24 protein-coding genes are annotated in these 19,892 nt (G+C 63.6%); 13 read left to right on the top strand and 11 right to left on the bottom strand.

Going from position 1 to position 19,892, the window contains the following annotated elements; all coding sequences use genetic code 11:
• The first annotated feature begins 3 nt into the window (after positions 1-3).
• Together FS665_RS12825 and yjiA are read left to right on the top strand one after the other, a co-directional pair.
• A complete protein-coding gene (locus FS665_RS12825) occupies positions 4-201 on the top strand; it encodes a YbdD/YjiX family protein (protein WP_145188604.1) in 198 nt (65 codons plus the stop codon).
• 79 nt (positions 202-280) lie between these two features.
• Complete coding sequence (yjiA, locus tag FS665_RS12820; protein WP_145188601.1) at positions 281-1,258, top strand: GTPase; 978 nt, start codon at positions 281-283, stop codon at positions 1,256-1,258.
• On the opposite strand, the gene FS665_RS12815 is transcribed toward yjiA, so the two are convergent.
• Positions 1,218-2,705, bottom strand: a complete 1,488-nt coding sequence (locus FS665_RS12815; protein WP_145188598.1) for a methylenetetrahydrofolate reductase C-terminal domain-containing protein — start codon at positions 2,703-2,705, stop codon at positions 1,218-1,220. The two genes, yjiA and FS665_RS12815, sit on opposite strands and share 41 nt — an antisense overlap.
• A 215-nt stretch (positions 2,706-2,920) precedes the next feature.
• Here FS665_RS12815 and FS665_RS12810 point away from each other — a divergent pair, with 215 nt between their 5' ends.
• Positions 2,921-3,772 carry a 5-methyltetrahydropteroyltriglutamate--homocysteine methyltransferase gene (locus tag FS665_RS12810; RefSeq protein ID WP_145188595.1) on the top strand — a complete coding sequence of 284 codons (852 nt, stop codon included), beginning with the start codon at positions 2,921-2,923 and terminating at the stop codon, positions 3,770-3,772.
• Here FS665_RS12810 and FS665_RS12805 read toward each other — a convergent pair whose 3' ends face one another.
• On the bottom strand, positions 3,773-4,951 hold the full coding sequence (locus FS665_RS12805) for an acetyl-CoA C-acetyltransferase (protein WP_145188592.1): 1,179 nt from the start codon (positions 4,949-4,951) through the stop codon (positions 3,773-3,775).
• A gap of 240 nt (positions 4,952-5,191) precedes the next feature.
• Between FS665_RS12805 and fabV the strand changes: the two genes are divergently transcribed.
• The gene (gene fabV / locus FS665_RS12800; RefSeq protein ID WP_145188589.1) at positions 5,192-6,403 is read left to right on the top strand and encodes an enoyl-ACP reductase FabV; all 1,212 of its coding nucleotides are present in this window, start codon (positions 5,192-5,194) and stop codon (positions 6,401-6,403) included.
• 75 nt (positions 6,404-6,478) lie between these two features.
• On the opposite strand, the gene FS665_RS12795 is transcribed toward fabV, so the two are convergent.
• The 4 genes from FS665_RS12795 to FS665_RS12780 form a co-directional block, all read right to left on the bottom strand.
• On the bottom strand, positions 6,479-6,820 hold the full coding sequence (locus FS665_RS12795) for a HopJ type III effector protein (RefSeq protein WP_178108336.1): 342 nt from the start codon (positions 6,818-6,820) through the stop codon (positions 6,479-6,481).
• Positions 6,813-7,109 carry a DUF1244 domain-containing protein gene (locus FS665_RS12790; RefSeq protein ID WP_145188583.1) on the bottom strand — a complete coding sequence of 99 codons (297 nt, stop codon included), beginning with the start codon at positions 7,107-7,109 and terminating at the stop codon, positions 6,813-6,815. Before FS665_RS12790 ends, FS665_RS12795 begins: the two co-directional genes overlap by 8 nt.
• A gap of 9 nt (positions 7,110-7,118) precedes the next feature.
• Positions 7,119-7,811, bottom strand: coding sequence for a dihydromonapterin reductase (gene folM / locus FS665_RS12785; protein WP_145188580.1), 693 nt, complete (start codon positions 7,809-7,811; stop codon positions 7,119-7,121).
• A 104-nt stretch (positions 7,812-7,915) separates the two neighbouring features.
• Complete coding sequence (locus FS665_RS12780; protein ID WP_145188577.1) at positions 7,916-8,533, bottom strand: hypothetical protein; 618 nt, start codon at positions 8,531-8,533, stop codon at positions 7,916-7,918.
• Positions 8,534-8,714: 181 nt separating this feature from the next.
• On the opposite strand from FS665_RS12780, the gene FS665_RS12775 reads away from it, so the two are divergent.
• From FS665_RS12775 to FS665_RS12765, 3 genes are all read left to right on the top strand, one after another.
• Positions 8,715-9,170, top strand: a complete 456-nt coding sequence (locus tag FS665_RS12775; protein ID WP_145188574.1) for a flavodoxin — start codon at positions 8,715-8,717, stop codon at positions 9,168-9,170.
• Between the two features lie 191 nt (positions 9,171-9,361).
• Positions 9,362-10,267 (top strand): alpha/beta fold hydrolase, encoded by a 906-nt coding sequence (locus tag FS665_RS12770; RefSeq protein ID WP_145188741.1) that lies wholly within the window; start codon positions 9,362-9,364, stop codon positions 10,265-10,267.
• A 113-nt stretch (positions 10,268-10,380) separates the two neighbouring features.
• Positions 10,381-11,283 carry an SDR family oxidoreductase gene (locus FS665_RS12765; protein ID WP_145188571.1) on the top strand — a complete coding sequence of 301 codons (903 nt, stop codon included), beginning with the start codon at positions 10,381-10,383 and terminating at the stop codon, positions 11,281-11,283.
• 206 nt (positions 11,284-11,489) lie between these two features.
• Here FS665_RS12765 and FS665_RS12760 read toward each other — a convergent pair whose 3' ends face one another.
• The gene (locus tag FS665_RS12760; protein ID WP_145188568.1) at positions 11,490-12,272 is read right to left on the bottom strand and encodes an IclR family transcriptional regulator; all 783 of its coding nucleotides are present in this window, start codon (positions 12,270-12,272) and stop codon (positions 11,490-11,492) included.
• A gap of 111 nt (positions 12,273-12,383) precedes the next feature.
• On the opposite strand from FS665_RS12760, the gene hmgA reads away from it, so the two are divergent.
• The 3 genes from hmgA to maiA are packed head-to-tail and all read left to right on the top strand — an operon-like array spanning position 12,384 to position 15,625.
• The gene (hmgA, locus tag FS665_RS12755) at positions 12,384-13,685 is read left to right on the top strand and encodes a homogentisate 1,2-dioxygenase (protein WP_145188565.1); all 1,302 of its coding nucleotides are present in this window, start codon (positions 12,384-12,386) and stop codon (positions 13,683-13,685) included.
• A gap of 3 nt (positions 13,686-13,688) precedes the next feature.
• Complete coding sequence (fahA, locus tag FS665_RS12750; protein WP_145188562.1) at positions 13,689-14,981, top strand: fumarylacetoacetase; 1,293 nt, start codon at positions 13,689-13,691, stop codon at positions 14,979-14,981.
• Positions 14,982-14,992: 11 nt separating this feature from the next.
• Positions 14,993-15,625, top strand: coding sequence for a maleylacetoacetate isomerase (gene maiA, locus FS665_RS12745; RefSeq protein ID WP_145188559.1), 633 nt, complete (start codon positions 14,993-14,995; stop codon positions 15,623-15,625).
• On the opposite strand, the gene FS665_RS12740 is transcribed toward maiA, so the two are convergent.
• Complete coding sequence (locus tag FS665_RS12740; protein ID WP_145188556.1) at positions 15,619-16,425, bottom strand: SirB1 family protein; 807 nt, start codon at positions 16,423-16,425, stop codon at positions 15,619-15,621. The two genes, maiA and FS665_RS12740, sit on opposite strands and share 7 nt — an antisense overlap.
• A gap of 121 nt (positions 16,426-16,546) precedes the next feature.
• Between FS665_RS12740 and FS665_RS12735 the strand changes: the two genes are divergently transcribed.
• A complete protein-coding gene (locus tag FS665_RS12735; protein WP_145188553.1) occupies positions 16,547-17,566 on the top strand; it encodes a Glu/Leu/Phe/Val dehydrogenase dimerization domain-containing protein in 1,020 nt (339 codons plus the stop codon).
• A gap of 14 nt (positions 17,567-17,580) precedes the next feature.
• Here FS665_RS12735 and FS665_RS12730 read toward each other — a convergent pair whose 3' ends face one another.
• Positions 17,581-17,844 (bottom strand): YebG family protein, encoded by a 264-nt coding sequence (locus FS665_RS12730; RefSeq protein WP_145188551.1) that lies wholly within the window; start codon positions 17,842-17,844, stop codon positions 17,581-17,583.
• Positions 17,845-18,062: 218 nt separating this feature from the next.
• Here FS665_RS12730 and FS665_RS12725 point away from each other — a divergent pair, with 218 nt between their 5' ends.
• Entirely contained in the window at positions 18,063-18,533 is a 471-nt protein-coding gene (locus FS665_RS12725; RefSeq protein WP_145188548.1) for a phosphate-starvation-inducible protein PsiE, read from the top strand.
• 109 nt (positions 18,534-18,642) lie between these two features.
• Entirely contained in the window at positions 18,643-18,948 is a 306-nt protein-coding gene (locus FS665_RS12720; RefSeq protein ID WP_145188545.1) for a hypothetical protein, read from the top strand.
• Between the two features lie 2 nt (positions 18,949-18,950).
• Here FS665_RS12720 and FS665_RS12715 read toward each other — a convergent pair whose 3' ends face one another.
• Both FS665_RS12715 and FS665_RS12710 read right to left on the bottom strand, forming a co-directional pair.
• A complete protein-coding gene (locus FS665_RS12715; protein ID WP_145188542.1) occupies positions 18,951-19,241 on the bottom strand; it encodes a DUF3509 domain-containing protein in 291 nt (96 codons plus the stop codon).
• A 123-nt stretch (positions 19,242-19,364) separates the two neighbouring features.
• The gene (locus FS665_RS12710; protein ID WP_145188539.1) at positions 19,365-19,712 is read right to left on the bottom strand and encodes an HPF/RaiA family ribosome-associated protein; all 348 of its coding nucleotides are present in this window, start codon (positions 19,710-19,712) and stop codon (positions 19,365-19,367) included.
• Positions 19,713-19,892 lie beyond the last annotated feature (180 nt).

The following is a 19,892-nucleotide window of genomic DNA, read 5'->3' as shown; positions in this document are numbered from 1 at the left end:
GTGATGTTCAACGACTTGGGTCGGCTGGGTAAGTACCTTGGGCAGGCTGCCCGCCTGATGGTGGGCATGCCTGACTACGACAACTACGTCGAGCACATGAGCAACAAGCACCCGGACAAGCCGGTGATGACCTACGAGGAGTTCTTCCGCGAACGCCAAGAGGCACGCTACGGTGGCAAGTCCGGGCCCAAGTGCTGTTGAGCCAGCAACGTGCGTGAACCTGTGGGAGGCCGGGCAACCGGCCTCCCACACTCATTTTCAGCTTCAGGAGAATCCTTGCGTGCACACGCCTATCCCCGTAACCGTGCTGACCGGCTTTCTCGGCGCCGGCAAGACCACGCTGCTCAAGTACATGCTCAAGGCCGAACACGGGCTGAAGATCGCCGTGATCGAAAACGAGTTCAGCGAAGCCGGTATCGACAGCCAACTGCTCGGTGACGAACCGGTGCAGGTCATGACCCTGGCCAATGGCTGCGTGTGCTGCAGCATCCATGGCGACCTGACCCGCGCCCTGTACCTGCTGCTCGAGCGTCTCGACGCCGGCGAGATCGCCTTCGAGCGCCTGGTCATCGAGTGCACCGGCCTGGCCGACCCGGCTCCGGTTGCACAAACCTTCTTCGTCGACGAAGAACTGCGTGAACGTTACCTCCTCGATGGCATCATCACCCTGGTCGATGCCGCGCACGCCGAGGTGCACCTGGCCCAGGCCATCGCCCAGGCCCAGGTCGGCTTCGCCGATCGCCTGCTGCTGAGCAAGACCGACCTGGTCGATCCGGCAGCCGTGCAGGCGCTGAGCGAGCGCCTGGCGCGCATCAATGGACGGGCGGCGATCCGTGTGGTCGAGCAGGGCCGGATCGATCTGGCCGAGCTGCTCGATGTGCGCGGCTTCAACCTCAATCCGGACCTGGGCGCCAACCTCAAGCCGAGCCTGCGCCCGGTGCGCAAAGCGGCGACTCCAGACCGCATTTCCACCCTGGTGCTGCGCACCGAGCGCGCGCTGGACATCGACCGTCTGAGCACCTTCATGAACGAGCTGCTGGAGACCCACGGCAAGCAACTGCTGCGCTACAAGGGCGTGCTGAACATCGCTGGCGAAGAGCGCCGGCTGGTTTTTCAAGGGGTGCTGAAGCTCTACGGCTTCGACTGGGATGCCGAATGGGCGAGTGACGAACCCCGCGAAAGCGTGCTGGTGTTCATCGCCGATGAGTTGCCAGAAGCTACGATTCGGGCTGGCTTCGAGGCACTGACTGCGGGCTGAGCCGCGCTGGCGCGCCCGGCTCGAACCACTGCGGCCAGGAGCTGCGGTGACGCGAGTGGGCCTCGACGCAGGGGATCAAACGCTCGCTGAGCACCGCCGTTTGCCCTACGGCCTTGGCGGTCCGGTACTTGACGCTGTGGATGCATTCGCGGTCGCCGAACTCGCAGCGGTTCAGCGTAGTGCCGCCGCACGGGCCATTGGCCAGGCCCTTGGGGCAGGTTTCCGGGCAAGTATAGAGCGTGTCCTGCAGCCGGCAGCGCCCGCAGGTATCGCAGCCTAGCAAAGGGCGCTTGACGGCGCGCTCCACGCCATGCAGCAAGCGTGCGCCCGTGCCGGTGGCCCACAGCGGCTGACGCACCGCCCAACCAAACGCCTTGCTCAACCACTGGCCGCGCTCGAACAGCAAGTCATGGGCGCCGTGCAGCAGGTGGTAGCGGGCTTTCTCGGTAAACGACGCCTGCGCCCGAGCCTGGCCGTGGCGCCAGTTACCCTGTGGGGGATGGAACGTGACCTGGGGCAGGTCCGGCATCTGCCAGCTGGCGGCCCACGCCGGTGCCCACTGCTCGAGGTTCTCGACCTGCGCTTGCCAGTGGGCCAACCGGTCCTGCAGGTCATCGAGCTGCTGCGGCGCGTGGATCCCCGACAGATGCACCCCGGCGTAACCCATCAGCTTGACGCCGATGATCTGCAAGGCCAGACGATCGACACTGCGCCTCTGGGCAAAGGCCTTGGATACCTGACTTTCGGCCGCGAGCATCTCGCGCACCGACGCGGTGACGGTCACCCCGGCGACGTGCTCGAGCATGCCGGCGCGGCCGTGAGTCAGGCTCATCAGGCAGGCGAGCATCGGCTTAGGTGCGGGTTGGCGGCGCATCCAGTGCATGGCTTCGTGGTGCTTGTCGGCATCGAAACCCAGTTGCAAGGTTAGAAAATCCGCGCCGGCAGCGAGCTTCTTCTGCCCCTTGAAATACTGCGCTGCGCCTTCTTCCTCCTGGTATTTGAACGGGTTCAGCGCCGCCCCCAACAGCCAATCAGGGCATGCCTGGCGCGCGATCAGCAAGGCTGCGACCGACTCCAGGTAGCGCACCGGGCGCTGTCCCGGTTGGTGACCTGGCAGCCGATCACCGGTCAGCAGCAACAGTTGCTCAAGCCCTGCCGCCTGCATGCGCTGCAACTGCGCCAGCAGGTGATGGCGCTCACGGTCCTTGCCCGAGAAGTGCGGCAGGGCGTCAGGTTGATGGGTAAACGAGGCCAGTGCATCCAGGGGTGAGAGGTCCAGCGGGCTGCCCACGCGATCGCCGATGGCCACGCTCAGCGGCCAACCGCATAGCTGTTGGCGCGCCAGGATCGCCTGCATGTCGGCAAAACGCTGCGCCGACGGTTTCGGCACGAATTCCATGACGCAGACGAAGCGCTTTTCGCGCAGTGCAGTTTTCAGCAGGCTCATCGGCAATAGGCACCCAGGCGGTTCAGATTGGCATTGTGCGACATGGCGTGTCCCTGACCCATGTCCGCAGGCGCAGAATGCTGCTCCGAAAAAGACATGCCGGTCCACTCGATCATGAGAAATTCTTGAGTTGATCTCAAATTTTATGAGTTTGTCTCAACGCCTTCGGCACCGGACAATCGCCTCATTCTTTTTTGTAGTTCGAGAGACATGACATGGCGCTGGCACACAATCTGGGCTTTCCGCGTACCGGCTGCGATCGCGCAATGCGGGCACGCCACTGGCAGGTGCAGAAAGAGGCCGGCATCGAACTGCTGCCCGTAGGCGACTTCGCCTGGTACGCCCCTGAGCAGCCGCACGCGCTGATTGATGCCGACCCGCAGGCCATTCTCGGCTGGGAAGCCTTGCACGCCGAGGTGCAAGACGCCACTGCGTTGGGCCACGCAGTCAAGCCCGTGGTGACAGGGCCGTTGAGTTACCTGTGGTTCGGCCAGGCAGAAGACGCTCAGCTCGACAGGCTGGAACTGCTCGATCGCCTGTTGCCGCTGTACGACCAGATGCTCAATCGCCTGGCTGGGCAAGGTGTCGAATGGGTGCAGATCGATGAGCCGATCCTGACCCTCGAGTTGCCCCAAGCCTGGAAGAATGCCTACGAGCGCGTCTATAACATCCTGCAGCGCGCGCCGCTGAAAAAACTCATTGCCACCTATGGCGGCGCGCTCGACGGGAACCTCGGCTTGGCCGTCAACCTGCCCGTCGACGGCTTGCATGTGGACCTGGTGCAGGCTGCCGAGCAGTATCAGACGGTGCTCGACCGGCTGCCGGCCTACAAAGTGCTGTCACTCGGTGTGGTCGATGCCGAGGATGCCGCGCCGGGTGAGCAGCAACAGCACCTGCAGCTGTTGTTCGATGCTCACGAGCGGCTGGGTGACAGGCTGTGGGTAGCCACCGCCTGCGCCTCGCTGCGTAGCCCGGTCGAGCAGGCTGTGCACAAGTGCCAGGAAGTCACGCGGCTGGCCAAGGCCGTCAACCAGGCGGCTGAGCGCGCGGTGCGGGTCAGCGCCTGATCAGCGCTCGATCGCCAGCGCGACGCCTTGGCCGCCGCCGATGCACAAGGTGGCCAGGCCCTTCCTGGCATCGCGCTTGATCATTTCATGCAGCAGCGTCACCAGCACCCGGCAGCCGGACGCGCCGATCGGATGCCCCAGGGCGATGGCCCCGCCATTGACATTGACCTTGTTCGCATCCCACTCCAGTGCCTTGCCCACCGCCAGCGCCTGGGCGGCAAAGGCCTCGTTGGCCTCGATCAGGTCGAGGTCGGCCAGTTGCCAGCCGGCCTTTTCCAGGCAACGCTGGGTCGCCGACACCGGCCCGATACCCATGAACGCCGGATCGACCCCGGCGCTGGCATAACTGGCAATCTTCGCCATTACCGGCAAGCCCAATGCCTGCGCCTTGCTGGCGCTCATCAGCAGAACGGCGGCGGCGCCGTCGTTGAGACTGGAGGCATTGCCAGCGGTGACGCTGCCGTCTTTTTTGAAGGCCGCGCGCAGCTTCGCCAGCGATTGGGCAGTGGTGTCCGCGCGCGGTTGTTCGTCGCGGGCGAACACGGTCGGCTCGCCTTTTTTCTGCGGGATCACGATTGGCGTGATTTCATCGGCGAAGCGGCCGGTCTCGATGGCTGCCACGGCCTTGCGCTGCGACTCGGCAGCGAAGGCGTCCTGCTGCTCACGGCTCAGGCCATAGCGTTCTACCAGGTTCTCGGCCGTGATGCCCATGTGGTAATCGTTGAAGGCATCCCACAGGCCGTCGCTGATCATGCTGTCGACCAGTTGCCCGTGGCCCATGCGCTGACCGGTACGGGCCGAGGGCATCACGTACGGGGCCAGGCTCATGTTCTCCTGGCCACCGGCGATCACCACCTCGGCGTCACCGCATCGAATCGCTTGCGCCGCCAGGTGCAGGGCCTTGAGGCCAGAGCCGCAGACCTTGTTCAAGGTCAGGGCTGGCACCGAATAGGGCAGGCCGGCCTTGATCGCCGCCTGGCGTGCCGGGTTCTGCCCAGCGCCTGCCGTCAGTACCTGGCCGAGGATCACTTCATCGACCTGGGCCGGATCCAGTCGGGTCTGCTCCAGCAATTGCTTGATCACCGCTGCACCCAGGTCGACGGCTGGCAGGTTGGCCAGCGCGCCTTGGAAGCTACCGATGGCGGTGCGGGTGGCGGCGACGATCACGACGTCGTTCATGTTGTTGTTCTCCGGGCAATGGGCAGGATCACCCCAGCATCGGCGGCTTTGGCTGATTTGTTAAGTTTGTTTTTCTTTGCCATTGATGTGAAAAGCAAATAAATGGCCGTACTGCGGACGAACAATGGCCGCGAACACCGTAATATGTGTCGGATAACCTGCGGGGGTAGTCTCACCCTCTGATCAAATGGAATCGCCCCAAGGGGCGTTTCCGCGCATAAACCTGACGAGGTACAGACATTGGCCATCATTCATCCTAAGGTTCGCGGTTTCATCTGCACCACGACTCATCCGAAGGGCTGCGAGCTCAACGTCCGTGACCAGATCGAAGCCACCCGCAAGCTCGGCGTGCGCGAGGATGGCCCGAAGAAGGTCCTGGTAATCGGCGCCTCCAGCGGCTACGGCCTGGCTGCGCGCATCACCGCGGCGTTCGGCTTCAAGGCCGATACCCTGGGCGTGTTCTTCGAAAAGCCCGGCACTGAAACCAAGCCTGGCACCGCCGGCTGGTACAACGCTGCCGCTTTCGACAAGTTCGCCAAGGCCGAGGGCCTGTACAGCAAGTCGATCAATGGTGACGCCTTCTCCGATGAAGCCCGTGCCAAGGTCATCGAGCTGATCAAGCACGAAATGGGCGGCAAGGTCGATCTGGTCATCTACTCGCTGGCTTCGCCTGTACGCAAGCTGCCGCAGACCGGTGAAGTGATCCGCTCGGCGCTCAAGCCGATCGGCCAACCGTACAAGTCGACCGCCATCGACACCAACAAGGACACCATCATCGAGGCCAGCATCGAGCCGGCCACCGAGCAGGAAATCGCCGATACCGTCACCGTGATGGGTGGCCAGGACTGGCAGCTGTGGATCGACGCCCTGGCTGGCGCCGACGTGCTGGCCGAAGGCGCCCGCACCGTGGCCTTCAGCTACATCGGTACCGAAATCACCTGGCCGATCTACTGGCACGGTGCACTGGGCCAGGCCAAGCAGGACCTGGACGAAACCGCCCTGCGCCTGGACCAGAAACTGGCCGCAGATGTGAACGGCGGTGCCAACGTGGCGGTGCTCAAATCGGTCGTCACCCAGGCCAGCTCGGCGATCCCGGTGATGCCGCTGTACCTGTCGATGGTGTTCAAGATCATGCAGGAGAAGGGTGTGCACGAAGGCACCCAGGATCAGCTCGACCGCATGTTCCGCGATCGCCTGTACCGCGCCGATGGCGCTCCAGCGCAAGTTGACGAAAAAGCCCGCCTGCGCCTGGATGACTGGGAACTGCGCGACGACGTGCAGGACGCCTGCAAGGCCATGTGGCCGCAGGTCACCACCGAGAACCTGTTCGAGCTGACCGACTATGCCGGTTACAAGAAGCAGTTCCTCAACCTGTTCGGCTTCGAGCGCGCCGACGTCAACTATGACGAAGACGTGGCCACCGACGTGAAGTTCGACTGCGTCGAGCTGTAAGCGCCCGTCAGCTGCGCCAGCAGGGCTGTCTTAGCCCTGCTGGCACGCCCGCCCGGCAACCGGGCCGGACGTCCTTCAGCCCTTGCGCGACAGCGGCTGCGCGGCAAACTTGACGCCTGCCAGGCCGTGCTCGATCAGTGCGCGGATATTGCCGTGGTCGCTGCCCCCAGGCGTTGCCAGCACGTCGCGGTAGTGCTCGCCGAAGGCCAGCAGCGCTTGCTCGTCGCTCAGCCCTTCAAGCAATGCCAGGCCCAAGGTCTTGCATGAGCCTTCGTTCTGCCCAGCCGCGTTTTCCACCCCGCCGTTGCTGAACGCTTGCGGCTGGTAGTGGTAATGGCTGGCAATGAACGCCAGGGTGTCGGCGAACTGGTGCTGGCCGCTGGAAAGGCTGGCGTACAGGGTGTTCAGATCAGTCACGGGGTTTTCCTTGTTCGAACGCCGCTTGCTGTTCGGCGCTGGCTTCTTTCTGGTATTGGGCTTTCCACTGCGCATAGGGCATGCCGTACACCGCTTCGCGGGCATCGTCCAGGCTGAGGTCGAGCTGGCGCTCATCGGCCGCGGCCTTGTACCACTTGGACAGGCAATTGCGGCAGAAGCCGGACAGGTTCATCAGGTCGATGTTCTGCACGTCGGTGCGTTTCTGCAGGTGGTCGACCAGGCGCCTGAAGGCGGCGGCTTCGAGTTCGAGCTGTTGCTGTTCGGTCATGGAGTCCTCTCAGATCATGCGATTCTTAAGGTGGCGGCCACCGTTGATGACCACCTGGCTGCCGGTGCTGTATTGGCTGGCCAGCAGGTACTTGACGGTTTCGATCAACGGGCCTGCGCCAGGCTCGAATTCCAGCAGGGCCTTTTTCAGGGTCTGCTGGCGGTAAGCCTCGTCGCCGTCCTGCTTGAGAATCAGCAGGCCAGGCAGAATGCCGTTGACGTGCACGGTGGGTGCGTACTTTTCAGCGAACGACAGCACCATGTTCTGCAACGCAGCCTTGGTCGCGGCATAACCGATGTGGCCTTTGCTGCCGCGTGACGAGGTTTCGTCGCAAATATGGATGATGTCGGCCTTTTCGACCTTGCCGAGCATTTCACCGAGCGCAAGGTTGAGGTGGTAGGGCGCTTCGACGTGCAGGCGGAACATGGTCTCGAGGTTGTCGAGGCCATCGTCGAGCCACAGCGAGGCATTGTGGATGATCGCCCGCAGGCCGTCGTAGCGCTGCTGCAGGTACTCGATGAGCGCATCCCGATCGGCCTTGATGCACAAGTCGGCCTGGAACTGCTGGATATTCGGATGCGCTGGGTGGGCTGACAGGCTGCGGCTGGCGCTGACCACGGTGTGGCCGGCCTCGGCCAGCTCGAGGGCCAGGGCCAATCCGACGCGCTGGCTGGCGCCGGTGACAAGGATTGGGCTGTTCATGTGCGGGCGGTCAACTTGTACGTTCTTCATTGCCGCCCAGCATACCCGAAGTGTTTCCCCCTTGGAGCAGTGACAGGCCGCGAGTCGCGTGTACCGGCCGCTGCTCAGCCAGGTAGCTGCTCGTGCAATTCAGGATGAACCTGACGGTGGGCTTGCAGGATGTACTCACGCAGCCGCTCGATTTCCGCCGCTGGGCTGCGGCTCAGGTCATAAGCCGCCAGGTGCGGGCCGACGCGGCGCAGTAAACGGCCATGCAGCCCGATCGCGGCGATGCCATCGGCGGCGAAATGCAGGTCGAAACGCGAGGGCGCCTTGTCCAGGCCCTGGACTTCGATCAATGCGCCGTTGAAGGAAATGTCTCGCACACACAGGCCACTGGCACGGCCCTGGTCGTCGAGCAATGGGCAAGGCTGCTCCAGCGACAGGCGCCAGGGGCGCAGCATCGGGCCATCTTCGTAGATTTCCGGCGAGCCGATCTGCACGTGCATGGCGTGAAATTCATCTTCGACCAGTTGCAGCGGAAAGCTGATCTGCTGGTTGTTGACTTGCGCCTGCAGGGTCACGCGTTCATTGGCCACCAGGCGCGCAAGCAGCGACTGCACATGCGGATCGCCATTGACCAGCAGGCTCGCGGTCGGCTCAGCCTGGTTCAACTGTGGCGAATGCTGCATGTCCTGGATGAAGTCCAGCTCGTCCTGAGTCAGGAGCGTATCTGCTTGCATGATCGAACTCGATGATGACCGTTTCTTCAACGAAGATAGACCTGCGCCGTAGGGCTTGGTTCAAAGGCTTGGCCTTGATTGGCGACGAACGGTACAGGCTGGCAAAGTGCGCACTGGCGGCCTTTTGCTATCTCGCGATGCTAGTATCCTACGGATTCACTTAGTTTCGGAATCTTCTTTCATGAAAGTCGCCATCATTTCTGGCTCCGTCTACGGCACTGCCGATGAAGTTGCCCGGCACGCCGCTTCATTGCTCGCCGCGGCCGGCCTGCAAGCCTGGCATGCTGCACGCGCCACCGCCCAGGATATCGAAGGCTTTGCGCCTGAGGCGTTGCTCGCAGTCACCTCGACGACCGGTATGGGCGAACTGCCGGACAGCCTGATGCCACTGTACAGCAGCCTGCGCGATACCCTGCCAAGCGCGCTGCGCGACTTGCCGGGCGCGGTGATCGCCCTGGGCGATTCGAGTTATGGCGACACCTACTGCGGCGCCGGCGAGCAACTGCGCGAATTGTTCGCCGAGCTTGGCGTGCGTGAAGTGCTGCCGATGCTCAAGCTCGATGCCAGTGAAACCGTCACCCCCGAAGCGGATGCCGAGCCGTGGTTGGCGGAGCTTGTGCAAGCGCTCAAGGCCTGAGCCCTGACAGCAGTGACCGTTCGTGCCACTGACTCGCTCGGTCATCAAGCTGGCTGGTAACGCAAGTTTCACCTGCCGGGCTGCTGATTACACTCACCTCGACATAGAGAGCACAAGTAAGTGCCGAGGTGACATGCAATGACCGCAGCCTTGCTCTGTTTCGCCAGCAGCAACCCACCGAGACCATCCTGATGCCTTTGGCCGAGATTCCACTGCGCGTCTGGCGCACCCGTGGGCAGAGTTTTGCCTTCCGGGGGCAGACTATTCGTTACTGGACGGCGGGGCAGGGGGAGCCACTGCTGCTGCTGCACGGCTTTCCCACGGCCAGCTGGGATTGGCATTACTTATGGGCCCCCCTGGCGCAACGCTTTCGGGTCATCGCCTGCGACATGCTCGGTTTCGGCGATTCCGCCAAGCCGCTCGATCACCCTTACAGCCTGATCGAACAGGCCGACCTGCAGCAGGCACTGTTGGCGCACTTGCAGGTCGACCAGCCCGTGCACCTGCTGGCGCACGACTACGGTGGTAGCGTCGCCCAGGAGCTGCTGGCCCGGCATCATGAACAGCGTGCCGATATCGCCAGCTGCGCGTTTCTCAACAGCGGCCTGTTCCCGGAAAGCTGCCAGGTCCTGCTGGTGCAGAAGCTGCTGCTCAGTCGCCTTGGCTGGCTGGTCGGGCGCACCTTCGGGCGCGACGACCTGGTGCGCACGGTCAGCCACATCTACGGCCCGGCCACCCGCCCCAGCGAAAGCGCGCTGGATGACTGCTGGAGCCTGATGACCGCCAACCGTGGCACGCGCATCATGCACAAGCTGGTGGGGTTCGTGCCCGAGCGCAGGCAGCATCGCGAGCGCTGGGTTGGCGCCTTGCAGCGTGACGGGGTGGCGCTGCGCCTGATCAACGGCGTGGCTGACCCGGTTTCCGGCGCCGGTATGGTTGAGCGCTACCGCCAGTTGGTACCCGGCGCCGACGTGGTCGAGTTGGCCAACATCGGCCACTATCCGCACACTGAGGCCCCGGTGCAGGTGCTGCGTCATTACCTGGCGTTTCGCGAGCAGCCCCTGATATCGCTGCCGCGCAAGTTCGCCTGGTCTTGAGCAGGCGACCATCGCCGCTCGTTATCGCCTGGCATTCAGCCAGGGCGAGCTTGATTGTCCAGCGTTGCCGGCTGGCAGACACTCGACGCTCACCCTGATCTGGAGCCTTGAGCATGAGCGAGCCGGTTTCCCTGCAAGACCGCGTAGTGATCGTCACTGGAGCGGGCGGCGGCCTGGGCCGCGCCCATGCCCTGCTGTTCGCGGCGCGCGGTGCGCATGTGCTGGTCAACGACCTGGGCGGTTCGACCCACGGCGAAGGCGCCAACGCCTCGGCTGCCGACCAGGTGGTGGCGCAGATCCGTGCAGCGGGTGGCTCGGCCGTGGCCAACCACGACTCGGTCGCTGACGGCGCACGCATCGTCGAACACGCGCTGGACAGCTTCGGCAGGGTCGATGTGGTCGTCAACAATGCCGGTATTCTGCGCGACAAGGCATTCCACAAGATGGACGACAGCGACTGGGAGCTGGTCTACAAAGTCCACGTCGAGGGTGCGTTCAAAGTCACCCGGGCCGCCTGGCCGCATATGCGCGAGCAGCAGTGGGGGCGGGTGATCTTCACCTCGTCAACTTCCGGCATCTACGGCAATTTCGGTCAGGCCAACTACGCCATGGCCAAGCTTGGGCTGTATGGGCTGACACGCACACTAGCCATCGAGGGCCGCAAGCACGGGGTACTGGTCAATGCCATTGCACCCACTGGCGGGACGCGCATGACCGAAGGCCTGATCCCGCCGCAGGTGTTCGAGCAGCTCAGGCCCGAGTTGATCAGCCCACTGGTGGTTTACCTGAGCAGCGAACAATGCCAAGACAGTGGCCAGCTGTTCGAAGTGGGCGGCGGTTGGGTCGGCAAGGTGCGCTGGGAGCGCAGCCTTGGGGTTGGCTTCGATCCTGCGCAAGGCTTCACTCCCGAGCAGGTGGCGCAGCATTGGTCACAGATCGGCGACTTCGAGGGCGCCGTGCATCCGCAGGACAACCTGCAGGCCCTGCAACAGATGATGGCCAACCTGCAGGCATAAAAAAAGCCGCTGCAACCAGGCAGCGGCCAATCGAGACGTTAGATCAAGGAGCTTCAAAATCAACGTCGGTGAACCTCGCCGGCATGAAAAGCGGGGGGAGAGCCCTGCATGCCGGCCAGTGCGCCAAGAATAAGCCTCTGATCAGGCAGGAAAAATAGCTGCCTGTGACATTCACCTTTACGTTTCGGGCAATAGTCGCCGCTTGCTCATGGCGCTGCCGAGTAGCCCATGCGCCAACTGGTTTCGCGCGCTGCGGCGAGCAGGCGCTGCGCTGCCGGGCCTTGCTCGTCGGCATGGAAAATCGACGTCGGGCCGACCACGGTCATCACCGCCGCCACCTGGCCCATGGCATTGAACACCGGCGCGGACAGCGCATCCACGCCCGGCATCAACAAGCCATGCACATGGTGCAGACCGCGCTGACGAATCCCCGCGAACAGCGCGTCGTAGTCGCTGGCGTGCTGTTGCAGCGCTGCCAGTTCGCGGTCGCGCAGCTCCACGGTTTCGCGCGCGGGCAGATGGGCGGCGAACACCAGGCCAGTGGACGAACTGAGCAGCGGCAACACCGAGCCGATCTGCGTCACCACCGTGACCGCACGGACGGCCGGCTCGATGCTCACCACCGTAGCCCCCTGGTTACCCCATACCGCAATGAAGCAGCTTTCGTTGAGCGCATCGCGCAGTTGCGACAGCGGCAGCGCCGCCACTTTCAGCACGTCCATGCTGCCCAGCGCGGCCAGCCCCACCCGCAGTGCTTCACGCCCGAGGCCGTAGTGATTGGTGGCACCATCCTGTTCGGCGAAGCCACTGGCGATCAAGGCCTGCAGATAACGGTGCACTTTACTTGCGGGCATCTGCACATGCTCGGCCAGGCGTGACAGCGAGGTCGAAGGAGACAGCTCGGCAAGCGCCTTGAGGATGTCGGTGCCGACTTCCGCCGAGCGAACCTTCTGCTTGCCGGTGTCGGCGGGGGAGTGGGCTTTGGCCATGGATCGAGGGCTTCCGGTTCAGTATCGCGCCTTTATAGCTTGACGCCTGGCGGGTAGCAAATTACGTTATTCGTAATCAGATTACGATAAAAACAAAATGCGGAGGCTCCGATGACGCGCGATACGCCCCAGGACCGTCAGTACCTGAGCGGTTTCGGCAACGAGTTCGCCAGTGAGGCACTGCCTGGCGCCCTGCCAGTTGGGCAGAACTCGCCGCAAAAAGCACCCTATGGGCTGTACGCCGAATTGTTGTCCGGTACGGCCTTCACCATGCCGCGCAGCGAGCTGCGCCGCACCTGGCTCTACCGCATCCGCCCCTCGGCACTGCACCCACGCTTCGAGCGCCTGCAACGCCAGCCATTGGCCGGCCCGCAGGGCGCCGCAACGCCTAATCGACTGCGCTGGAACCCCCAGCCGATGCCGTCTGAAGCAACCGATTTCATCGATGGCTGGTTGCCGATGGTGGCCAACGCAGCGGCCGACAAGCCGACCGGCGTGAGCATCTATATTTACTGCGCCAACCGCAGCATGGAGCGGGTGTTCTACAACGCCGACGGCGAATTGCTGCTGGTGCCCGAGCAGGGCCGCCTGCGCATCGCCACCGAACTGGGCGTGCTGGAAGTCGAGCCATTGGAGATCGTGGTGATTCCCCGCGGCATGAAGTTTCGCGTCGAGCTGCCCGATGGCCAGGCCCGTGGCTACATCGCCGAAAACCATGGCGCGCCGCTGCGCCTACCCGATCTGGGGCCGATCGGCAGTAACGGCCTGGCCAATCCGCGCGATTTTCTGACGCCGGTGGCGCATTACGAAGAAGCCCGGGGCCCGGTGCAACTGGTACAGAAATTCCTTGGCCAGTACTGGGCTTGCGAGCTGCAGCACTCGCCGCTGGACGTAGTGGCCTGGCATGGCAGCAACGTGCCTTACAAGTACGACTTGCGCCGCTTCAACACGATCGGCACCGTCAGTTTCGACCACCCCGATCCGTCGATCTTCACCGTACTGACCTCGCCAAGCAGCGTGCATGGGCTGGCCAACATGGACTTCGTCATCTTCCCGCCACGCTGGATGGTCGCGGAGAACACCTTCCGTCCACCGTGGTTCCACCGCAACCTGATGAACGAGTTCATGGGCCTGATCAGCGGTGCGTACGATGCCAAGGCCGACGGTTTCCTGCCCGGCGGCGCCTCGCTGCATGGCGTCATGAGCGCCCATGGGCCGGACGCCGACACCTGCGAAAAAGCCATCGCCGCCGAGTTGGCGCCGCACAAGATCGACAACACCATGGCCTTCATGTTCGAGACCAGCCAAGTGTTGCGGCCAAGCCTGCAGGCCCTCGACAGCCCGCAGTTGCAGGCTGACTACGACCGCTGCTGGGCAAGCCTGCCGAGCACCTTCAACCCGAACCGGAGATAACCGATGAACCAGACCGCACGCGCCCGCAGCTGGATCGAGCACGCCAACGGGCACCGCGACTTCCCCCTGCAGAACCTGCCGCTGGGGATCTTCAGTCGCCCGGGTCAGGGGCAGCGCTGCGGCGTCGCCATTGGCGATGCGATACTCGATCTGCACGCCGTGCTGGCCGCAGGTCTGTTCGATGGTCAGGCCAAAGCGGCGGTCGAGGCCACGGCCGACGGCACCCTCAACGGCTTGTTCGCCCTGGGCCGCGAAGCGCGAGTGGCGCTACGCGAGCGTCTGCTGCACCTGCTGGGCGAGCACAGCGAGCATCGCGCCCAACTGCAAGGTGCACTGTACCCGGCCAGCGAGTGCCAGTTGCATTTGCCAGCCAAGGTCGGCGACTACACCGATTTCTATGTCGGCATTCAGCACGCGACCAACGTCGGCAAGCTGTTCCGCCCCGACAATCCCTTGCTGCCCAACTACAAGTACGTACCGATCGGCTACCACGGCCGCGCCTCGACCTTGCGCCCCTCTGGCACCGCTGTGCGCCGGCCCAAAGGCCAGACGCTACCTGCCGGGCAGACCGAGCCGCGCTTCGGCCCCTGTGCACGGCTGGACTACGAGCTTGAGCTGGGGATCTGGATCAGCGAGGGCAATGAGATCGGCCAGGCCATTCCGATCGCCGAAGCCGATCGCCACCTTGCCGGCCTGTGCCTGCTCAACGATTGGTCGGCGCGTGATATCCAGGCATGGGAATACCAGCCGCTGGGGCCGTTTCTGTCGAAGAGCTTCATCACCAGCCTGTCGCCCTGGGTGGTCACCGCCGAGGCACTGGAGCCGTTTCGCTGTGCCCAGCCAGCGCGCCCGCAGGGTGATCCGCAGCCGCTGGCGTACCTGCTGGATGCAAATGACCAGGCCAACGGCGCATTCGATATCGAGCTCGAAGTGCTGCTGCTGACCGAGCGCATGCGCGAGCAGGGCCTGCCGGCTCATCGCCTGGGCCTGAGCAACACGTTGAACATGTACTGGACGGTGGCCCAGCTGATCGCCCATCACAGCGTCAACGGCTGCCAATTGCAACCGGGCGATCTGTTTGGCTCCGGGACGCTTTCGGGCCCGACCCCCGACGCCTACGGCAGCCTGCTGGAAATCACCGAAGGCGGTAAACAGCCGGTGCAACTGGCCAGTGGCGAACGCCGCACCTTCCTCGAAGATGGCGACGAAATCATCCTGCGTGCGCGTTGCACCCGCGAAGGACTGGCGAGCATCGGCTTTGGCGAATGCCGGGGCACGGTCATCGCCGCCAATTGAGGGAGTGGGTCATGGAGCTGTACACCTATTACCGTTCCACCTCCTCCTACCGGGTGCGTATCGCCCTGGCGCTCAAGGGCCTGGACGTCCGGGCCGTGCCGGTCAACCTGCTCGAGGGCGAGCAGCGAGCAGCGGGTTATACCGCGCTCAACCCCCAGGGTCGGGTGCCGGCCTTGCGCCTTGACGATGGGATCTTGCTGGTGCAATCACCGGCCATCATCGAGTACCTGGAGGAGGTGCAGCCGCAACCGCCGCTGCTACCGGTCGAGGCTGCGCAACGGGCGAAAGTGCGTGGCGTCGCGGCGCTCATTGGTTGCGATGTGCACCCGTTGCACAACGTCAGCGTGCTCAACCAGTTACGCCTATTGGGCCACGACGAGGCGCAGATCAATCGTTGGATCGCGCACTGGATCGGCGAAGGCCTGGCAGCCGTCGAGCGCTTGATCGGCGGACGGGGCTATTGTTTCGGCGACGAGCCGGGCCTGGCGGACGTCTACCTGATCCCGCAACTGTACGCCGCCGAGCGCTTCGGCATCGACCTTGGCCGCTATCCACGGGTCAACCGTGTCGCCGCCCTGGCTGCGCTTCACCCGGCCTTCCGCGCTGCCCATCCAGCTGCCCAGCCGGATGCGCCGACTCAGTGAATCGAGCGGATCACGGCCGGTAGCTTGCCGATGCGTTCGGACAGTTTCAGGCGCTGCCCGGGGTCATCGGTCAGTAGCAGGGCATGCTCCAGGTCGAACCGTTCGGCCTGGGGGCAGCCCAGCTGCTGGTACAGCGCGGCGCGGCTCAGGTAATCATTCACCTGTACAGGTCCCAGCTGCATGACCCGCTCGGCGTCGATCAGTGCGGCCAGCGGGTTATCGTTGCTGCTGTGCAGTTGTCGCAGGTTGCGTGACAGGCGCTGCAGCATCTGCACAGGGCTGGCGCGGCGCAGGTGTTCGGCAGTCAGCGGCACCTGCGGGCCGAACTGGCGGGCCAGCAACTCGCGACAATCGTTGGGATACAGGCGGCGCCCGCCGCAAGGGTCGAGCAAGTGATCGGCACCGGGCACGCGCAGCAGGAAATGACCGGGAAAGGCTACGCCCTCCAGGGGAATGGACAGGCGCCCGGCCAGTTCCAGGGTGATCAGCGCCAGTGCCAGGGGCTGACCGCGCCTGCGTTGCAGCACCTTGTCGAGCAGCGCCGCTTGCGGGCGCAGCGGGTGAAACTCATCTTGCTGAAAGCCCAGCGCGCTGAGCTGACGCAGCAGCGGTTGCGCCAGCTCCGGTAACGGCAGCAGCGGCAAGCTGGCACTGATTTGCCCTTGCACGTTGCGCAGCGTCGCCAGGCAGGCTGCGGGATCAACCTCGCGGTCATGCTCGACCGCTATCCACAGCGCAGCTTCCAGCAGGGCGATCGGCTCGCGCTCGAGGCAGGCCAGGCAGGCTTGACGTGGGTTCATGGGGGCCCTCCACACACGCTTGAGTATTAGTCGCGCTGCGCCTATTCGTCCAGTGGTCTGCCCGCGCTGCCGGTTCTGGCCGCGTGCCTATAATGGAGCCAGCACCTAGGGGAGCCTGTCGATGTTCGCGCTGATGCAAAGCACCCGAACCCAGTCGTTGCACCTGTTCGTCGACCCACCCAGTGGCCTCAAGGCGGTGGTGGCGATCCACAGCCAAGCGCTGGGCCCAGCCTTGGGCGGCTGCCGCTACCTGCCTTATGCCGATGATGAAAGCGCCATGTGTGATGCCATCCGACTGGCGCAGGGCATGAGCTACAAGGCGGCGCTGGCAGGCTTGGCGTTGGGCGGTGGCAAGGCGGTACTGGTGCGCAACCCTCATGTGGAAAATCGCGCCGCGTTGTTCGAGGCCTTCGGCCGTTTCGTCGATTCCTTGCAGGGGCGCTTCATCACCGCCGTGGACAGCGGCACCTCGACCCTGGACATGGACTGCATCGCCCAATGCACCGCACACGTGACCAGCACCACCGCCTGTGGCGACCCGTCGGCGCACGCGGCGATGGGCGTCTTCGCTGGCATCCGCGCCACGTCCCAGGCACGACTGGGCAGCGGCAACCTGGAGGGGCTACGGGTCGCGGTTCAAGGCTTGGGCAACGTCGGCTATGCCCTGGCCGAGCAACTGCATGCAGCCGGCGCAGACTTGCTGGTGAGCGACCTGGACCCTGGGCGCGTGCGCCTGGCCGTGGAGCAATTCGATGCCCATCCGGTCCCTCACGAGGCGCTGCTGAGCACGCCATGCGATATCTTCGCACCTTGCGCGATCGGACCGGTGCTCAATGGGCAGTCGGTGATGCAATTGCGCTGCGCGGCGGTGGCCGGGGCTGCCAACAACCAGCTGACCACGTTGCAGGTGGCTGATCAACTGGAGTCACGCGGCATCCTCTACGCCCCTGATTACGTCATCAATGCCGGTGGCATGATCTACGTGGCGCTCAAGCACCAGGGCTGCGACCTGAGCGCCGTCACCGCTCACCTGGCGCGCATACCGACGCGGCTGACCGAGGTGTTCGGGCATGCCCAGGCGGAAAAACGCTCCCCTGCGCGGGTGGCGCAGATGTTGGCCGAGCGCTTGCTGTACGGCTGATGTTCGCGCGGGGATTACTCGGCGGCCTGGCTTTCGAGCAGTTCGGCCAGCGCATCGGGCTGGCTCTTGAACGCGCGGGCGAATACATCGCGGTTCTTCGCCATGTAGATACCGGCTTCCTCGACTTGCTGCTCGCTCATCGACGGCACGGCCTTGTGCAGCACCTCGGCCAGGCGCTCGGCCAGTTCGAGCATCTTGTCGTGACGGTCTGCTTCGGCCTTATCCATGAACAAGCGCTCCGGGTCGCGGCTGCTGCGGTACACCACTTCGACGGCCATTCATCACCTCTATGCCTTTTTGCTGATTGGGTTACTGTATCTATATACAGTAATGGCATTTCCCCCCGCGGCGCAACAAAAAGTTCTGGCAGACCCAGCCGGGGAGTGTCTTGCGGCAATCGGTCGCCTTCCAAGGCTGGGGCCTGGCCCTTTAACTGCATGGCACAAGCGTCACACAGCTGACGCATCATCGTTTCGTCGTAGGGGGAATGCACACCGTGAACATCAAATGGGCTGAAAGACTGCGCAAAGGGCTGCATGGCTCGGCGGACTCGCTGGGCAATCTGTGCGTGGAGGCCTTTCACTACCTGGCGTTGTTCGGCATCGGTGCGATCACAGCCTACGCGGCAGTGGTGACGTTTCTGGACATGCTGGGCAAGGGCGGCATCAGCGTCGATGACATTCTGCTGCTGTTCATCTACCTGGAGCTGGGGGCCATGGTGGGGATCTACTTCAAGACCAACCACATGCCGATCCGTTTTCTGCTGTATGTGGCGATCACCGCGCTCACTCGCTTGCTGATCGGTGACGTCTCGCACCACAAGGCACCCGATGAGGGCCTGCTGTATGTGTGCGGAGGCATCCTGTTGCTGGCATTCTCGATTCTGGTGGTGCGCTACGCGTCCTATCGCTACCCGTCCACCAAGGCTCTGGATGCCAATGGCAAGGATGTGGAAGACGGCAAGTAAGGGGCTATCCCGTCATGTACAGGGCCAGGGCGGCGGCGTGTTGAATGCTGCGCTACGCCGGTGCGGTCGTGACGCAGGGTCATGACACCGCGCGTTGCAGGAGACTGACATGAACGATGCAACCGAAGCGATCCGCGCTTACCTGACCGAAGAACTGATGCCCTTGGGGCTGAACCCCGACGCGGTGTTCGTCAATGAAGTGGCCGATGTGGTCGAGCTTGAGGTGGTTCGCACCCGTACCCTGGTCGAGGAGGCCGCCTACTGGCTGGAACAGCGCGAGGAGCCGACCTATGACCAAGGCCTGTTCGGCCTGTTTCAGCAGCCGGGTACATTCGACCCGGCTCATCGGCTTGGCAGCCTGCGCCTGAGCGACTTCGAGCGCCTCATCGGGCGCCTGCTGGCCGCCTTGGGCTGAGATCAGTTGGCCACGCCGACCGTGGCGAAGCGCCGGGCCTCGCCCGTCATGGCGGCGAGCAGGGGCATCGGATTTTCGCCCAGCTCGATCGCCAGCCCCAGGCGAATACTGTCGATGACCCGCCGCAAACGCACGGGATCATTGCGCTGGGCCTTGCTGATCAGGCGCTTGGCGACGATGCCAGTGTCATTGGACAAGGTCAGCATGATGCTGCCGTCGAGTCGTTCGATACTCAGGTTGACCCGGTACTCGTCGGCGAAGGCAGCGCTGATCTGCTCGAAAGGATTGTTCATGGTCAGTGCCTTGCAGAGGATGGACTGCAAAAGTTGACCGGAATGATGGGAGGAAGGTTCAGCCCATTGATCGTATAAACAAAAACGCCCGGCAATGCCGGGCGGTTTTCGTGGTGGAGGCGATCAGGCGTCTGGATCGCTCAGCTCCAGTACCCCGCGCTTGCTGCGCAACTTGCCATACAGGTGTTCCAGGGCGTTGCTCAGCTTGCTCGCGGCACCTTCGACGGCCTGATCGAGCGAACCTGCGGTATGGGTCACGGAAATCGGCTGATGGCCTTTGGGGCGAGCCTCCAACTGGCAGCGCTTGTCATGCGGGCCGGGCTTGTCGCCGTTTTCGTCCTTCAGGTGCACTTCGATGCGGGTGAGGTCGTCATCGAAACGTTCGAGGGTGGCTTCAAGCGTGCTGCGGACCCACTCGTTAAGACGGATGTTGCCTTCGATATGGTTGCTGCTGTTGACCTGGATTTGCATGGTTCCAATCCTTATTCAGCTTGCTCGCAGGGAGGAGCGCCTAGGCCACTGAAGGCCCTGGGAATTCTGCGCCTCTTGACTGTAAGGTCAGGCAACCGGGAAACGAATTCAAGTCCTTGGCAAAAATAAATGTTCTGTAGCAAATCCTGGGAAACGCCGTTGGAACTGATCGAGCGTCGG

The organism is Pseudomonas sp. URMO17WK12:I11 (assembly GCF_007677725.1).
In the GTDB taxonomy this organism is placed as follows: domain Bacteria; phylum Pseudomonadota; class Gammaproteobacteria; order Pseudomonadales; family Pseudomonadaceae; genus Aquipseudomonas.
This window is presented reverse-complemented; position numbering and strand designations above follow the sequence as displayed.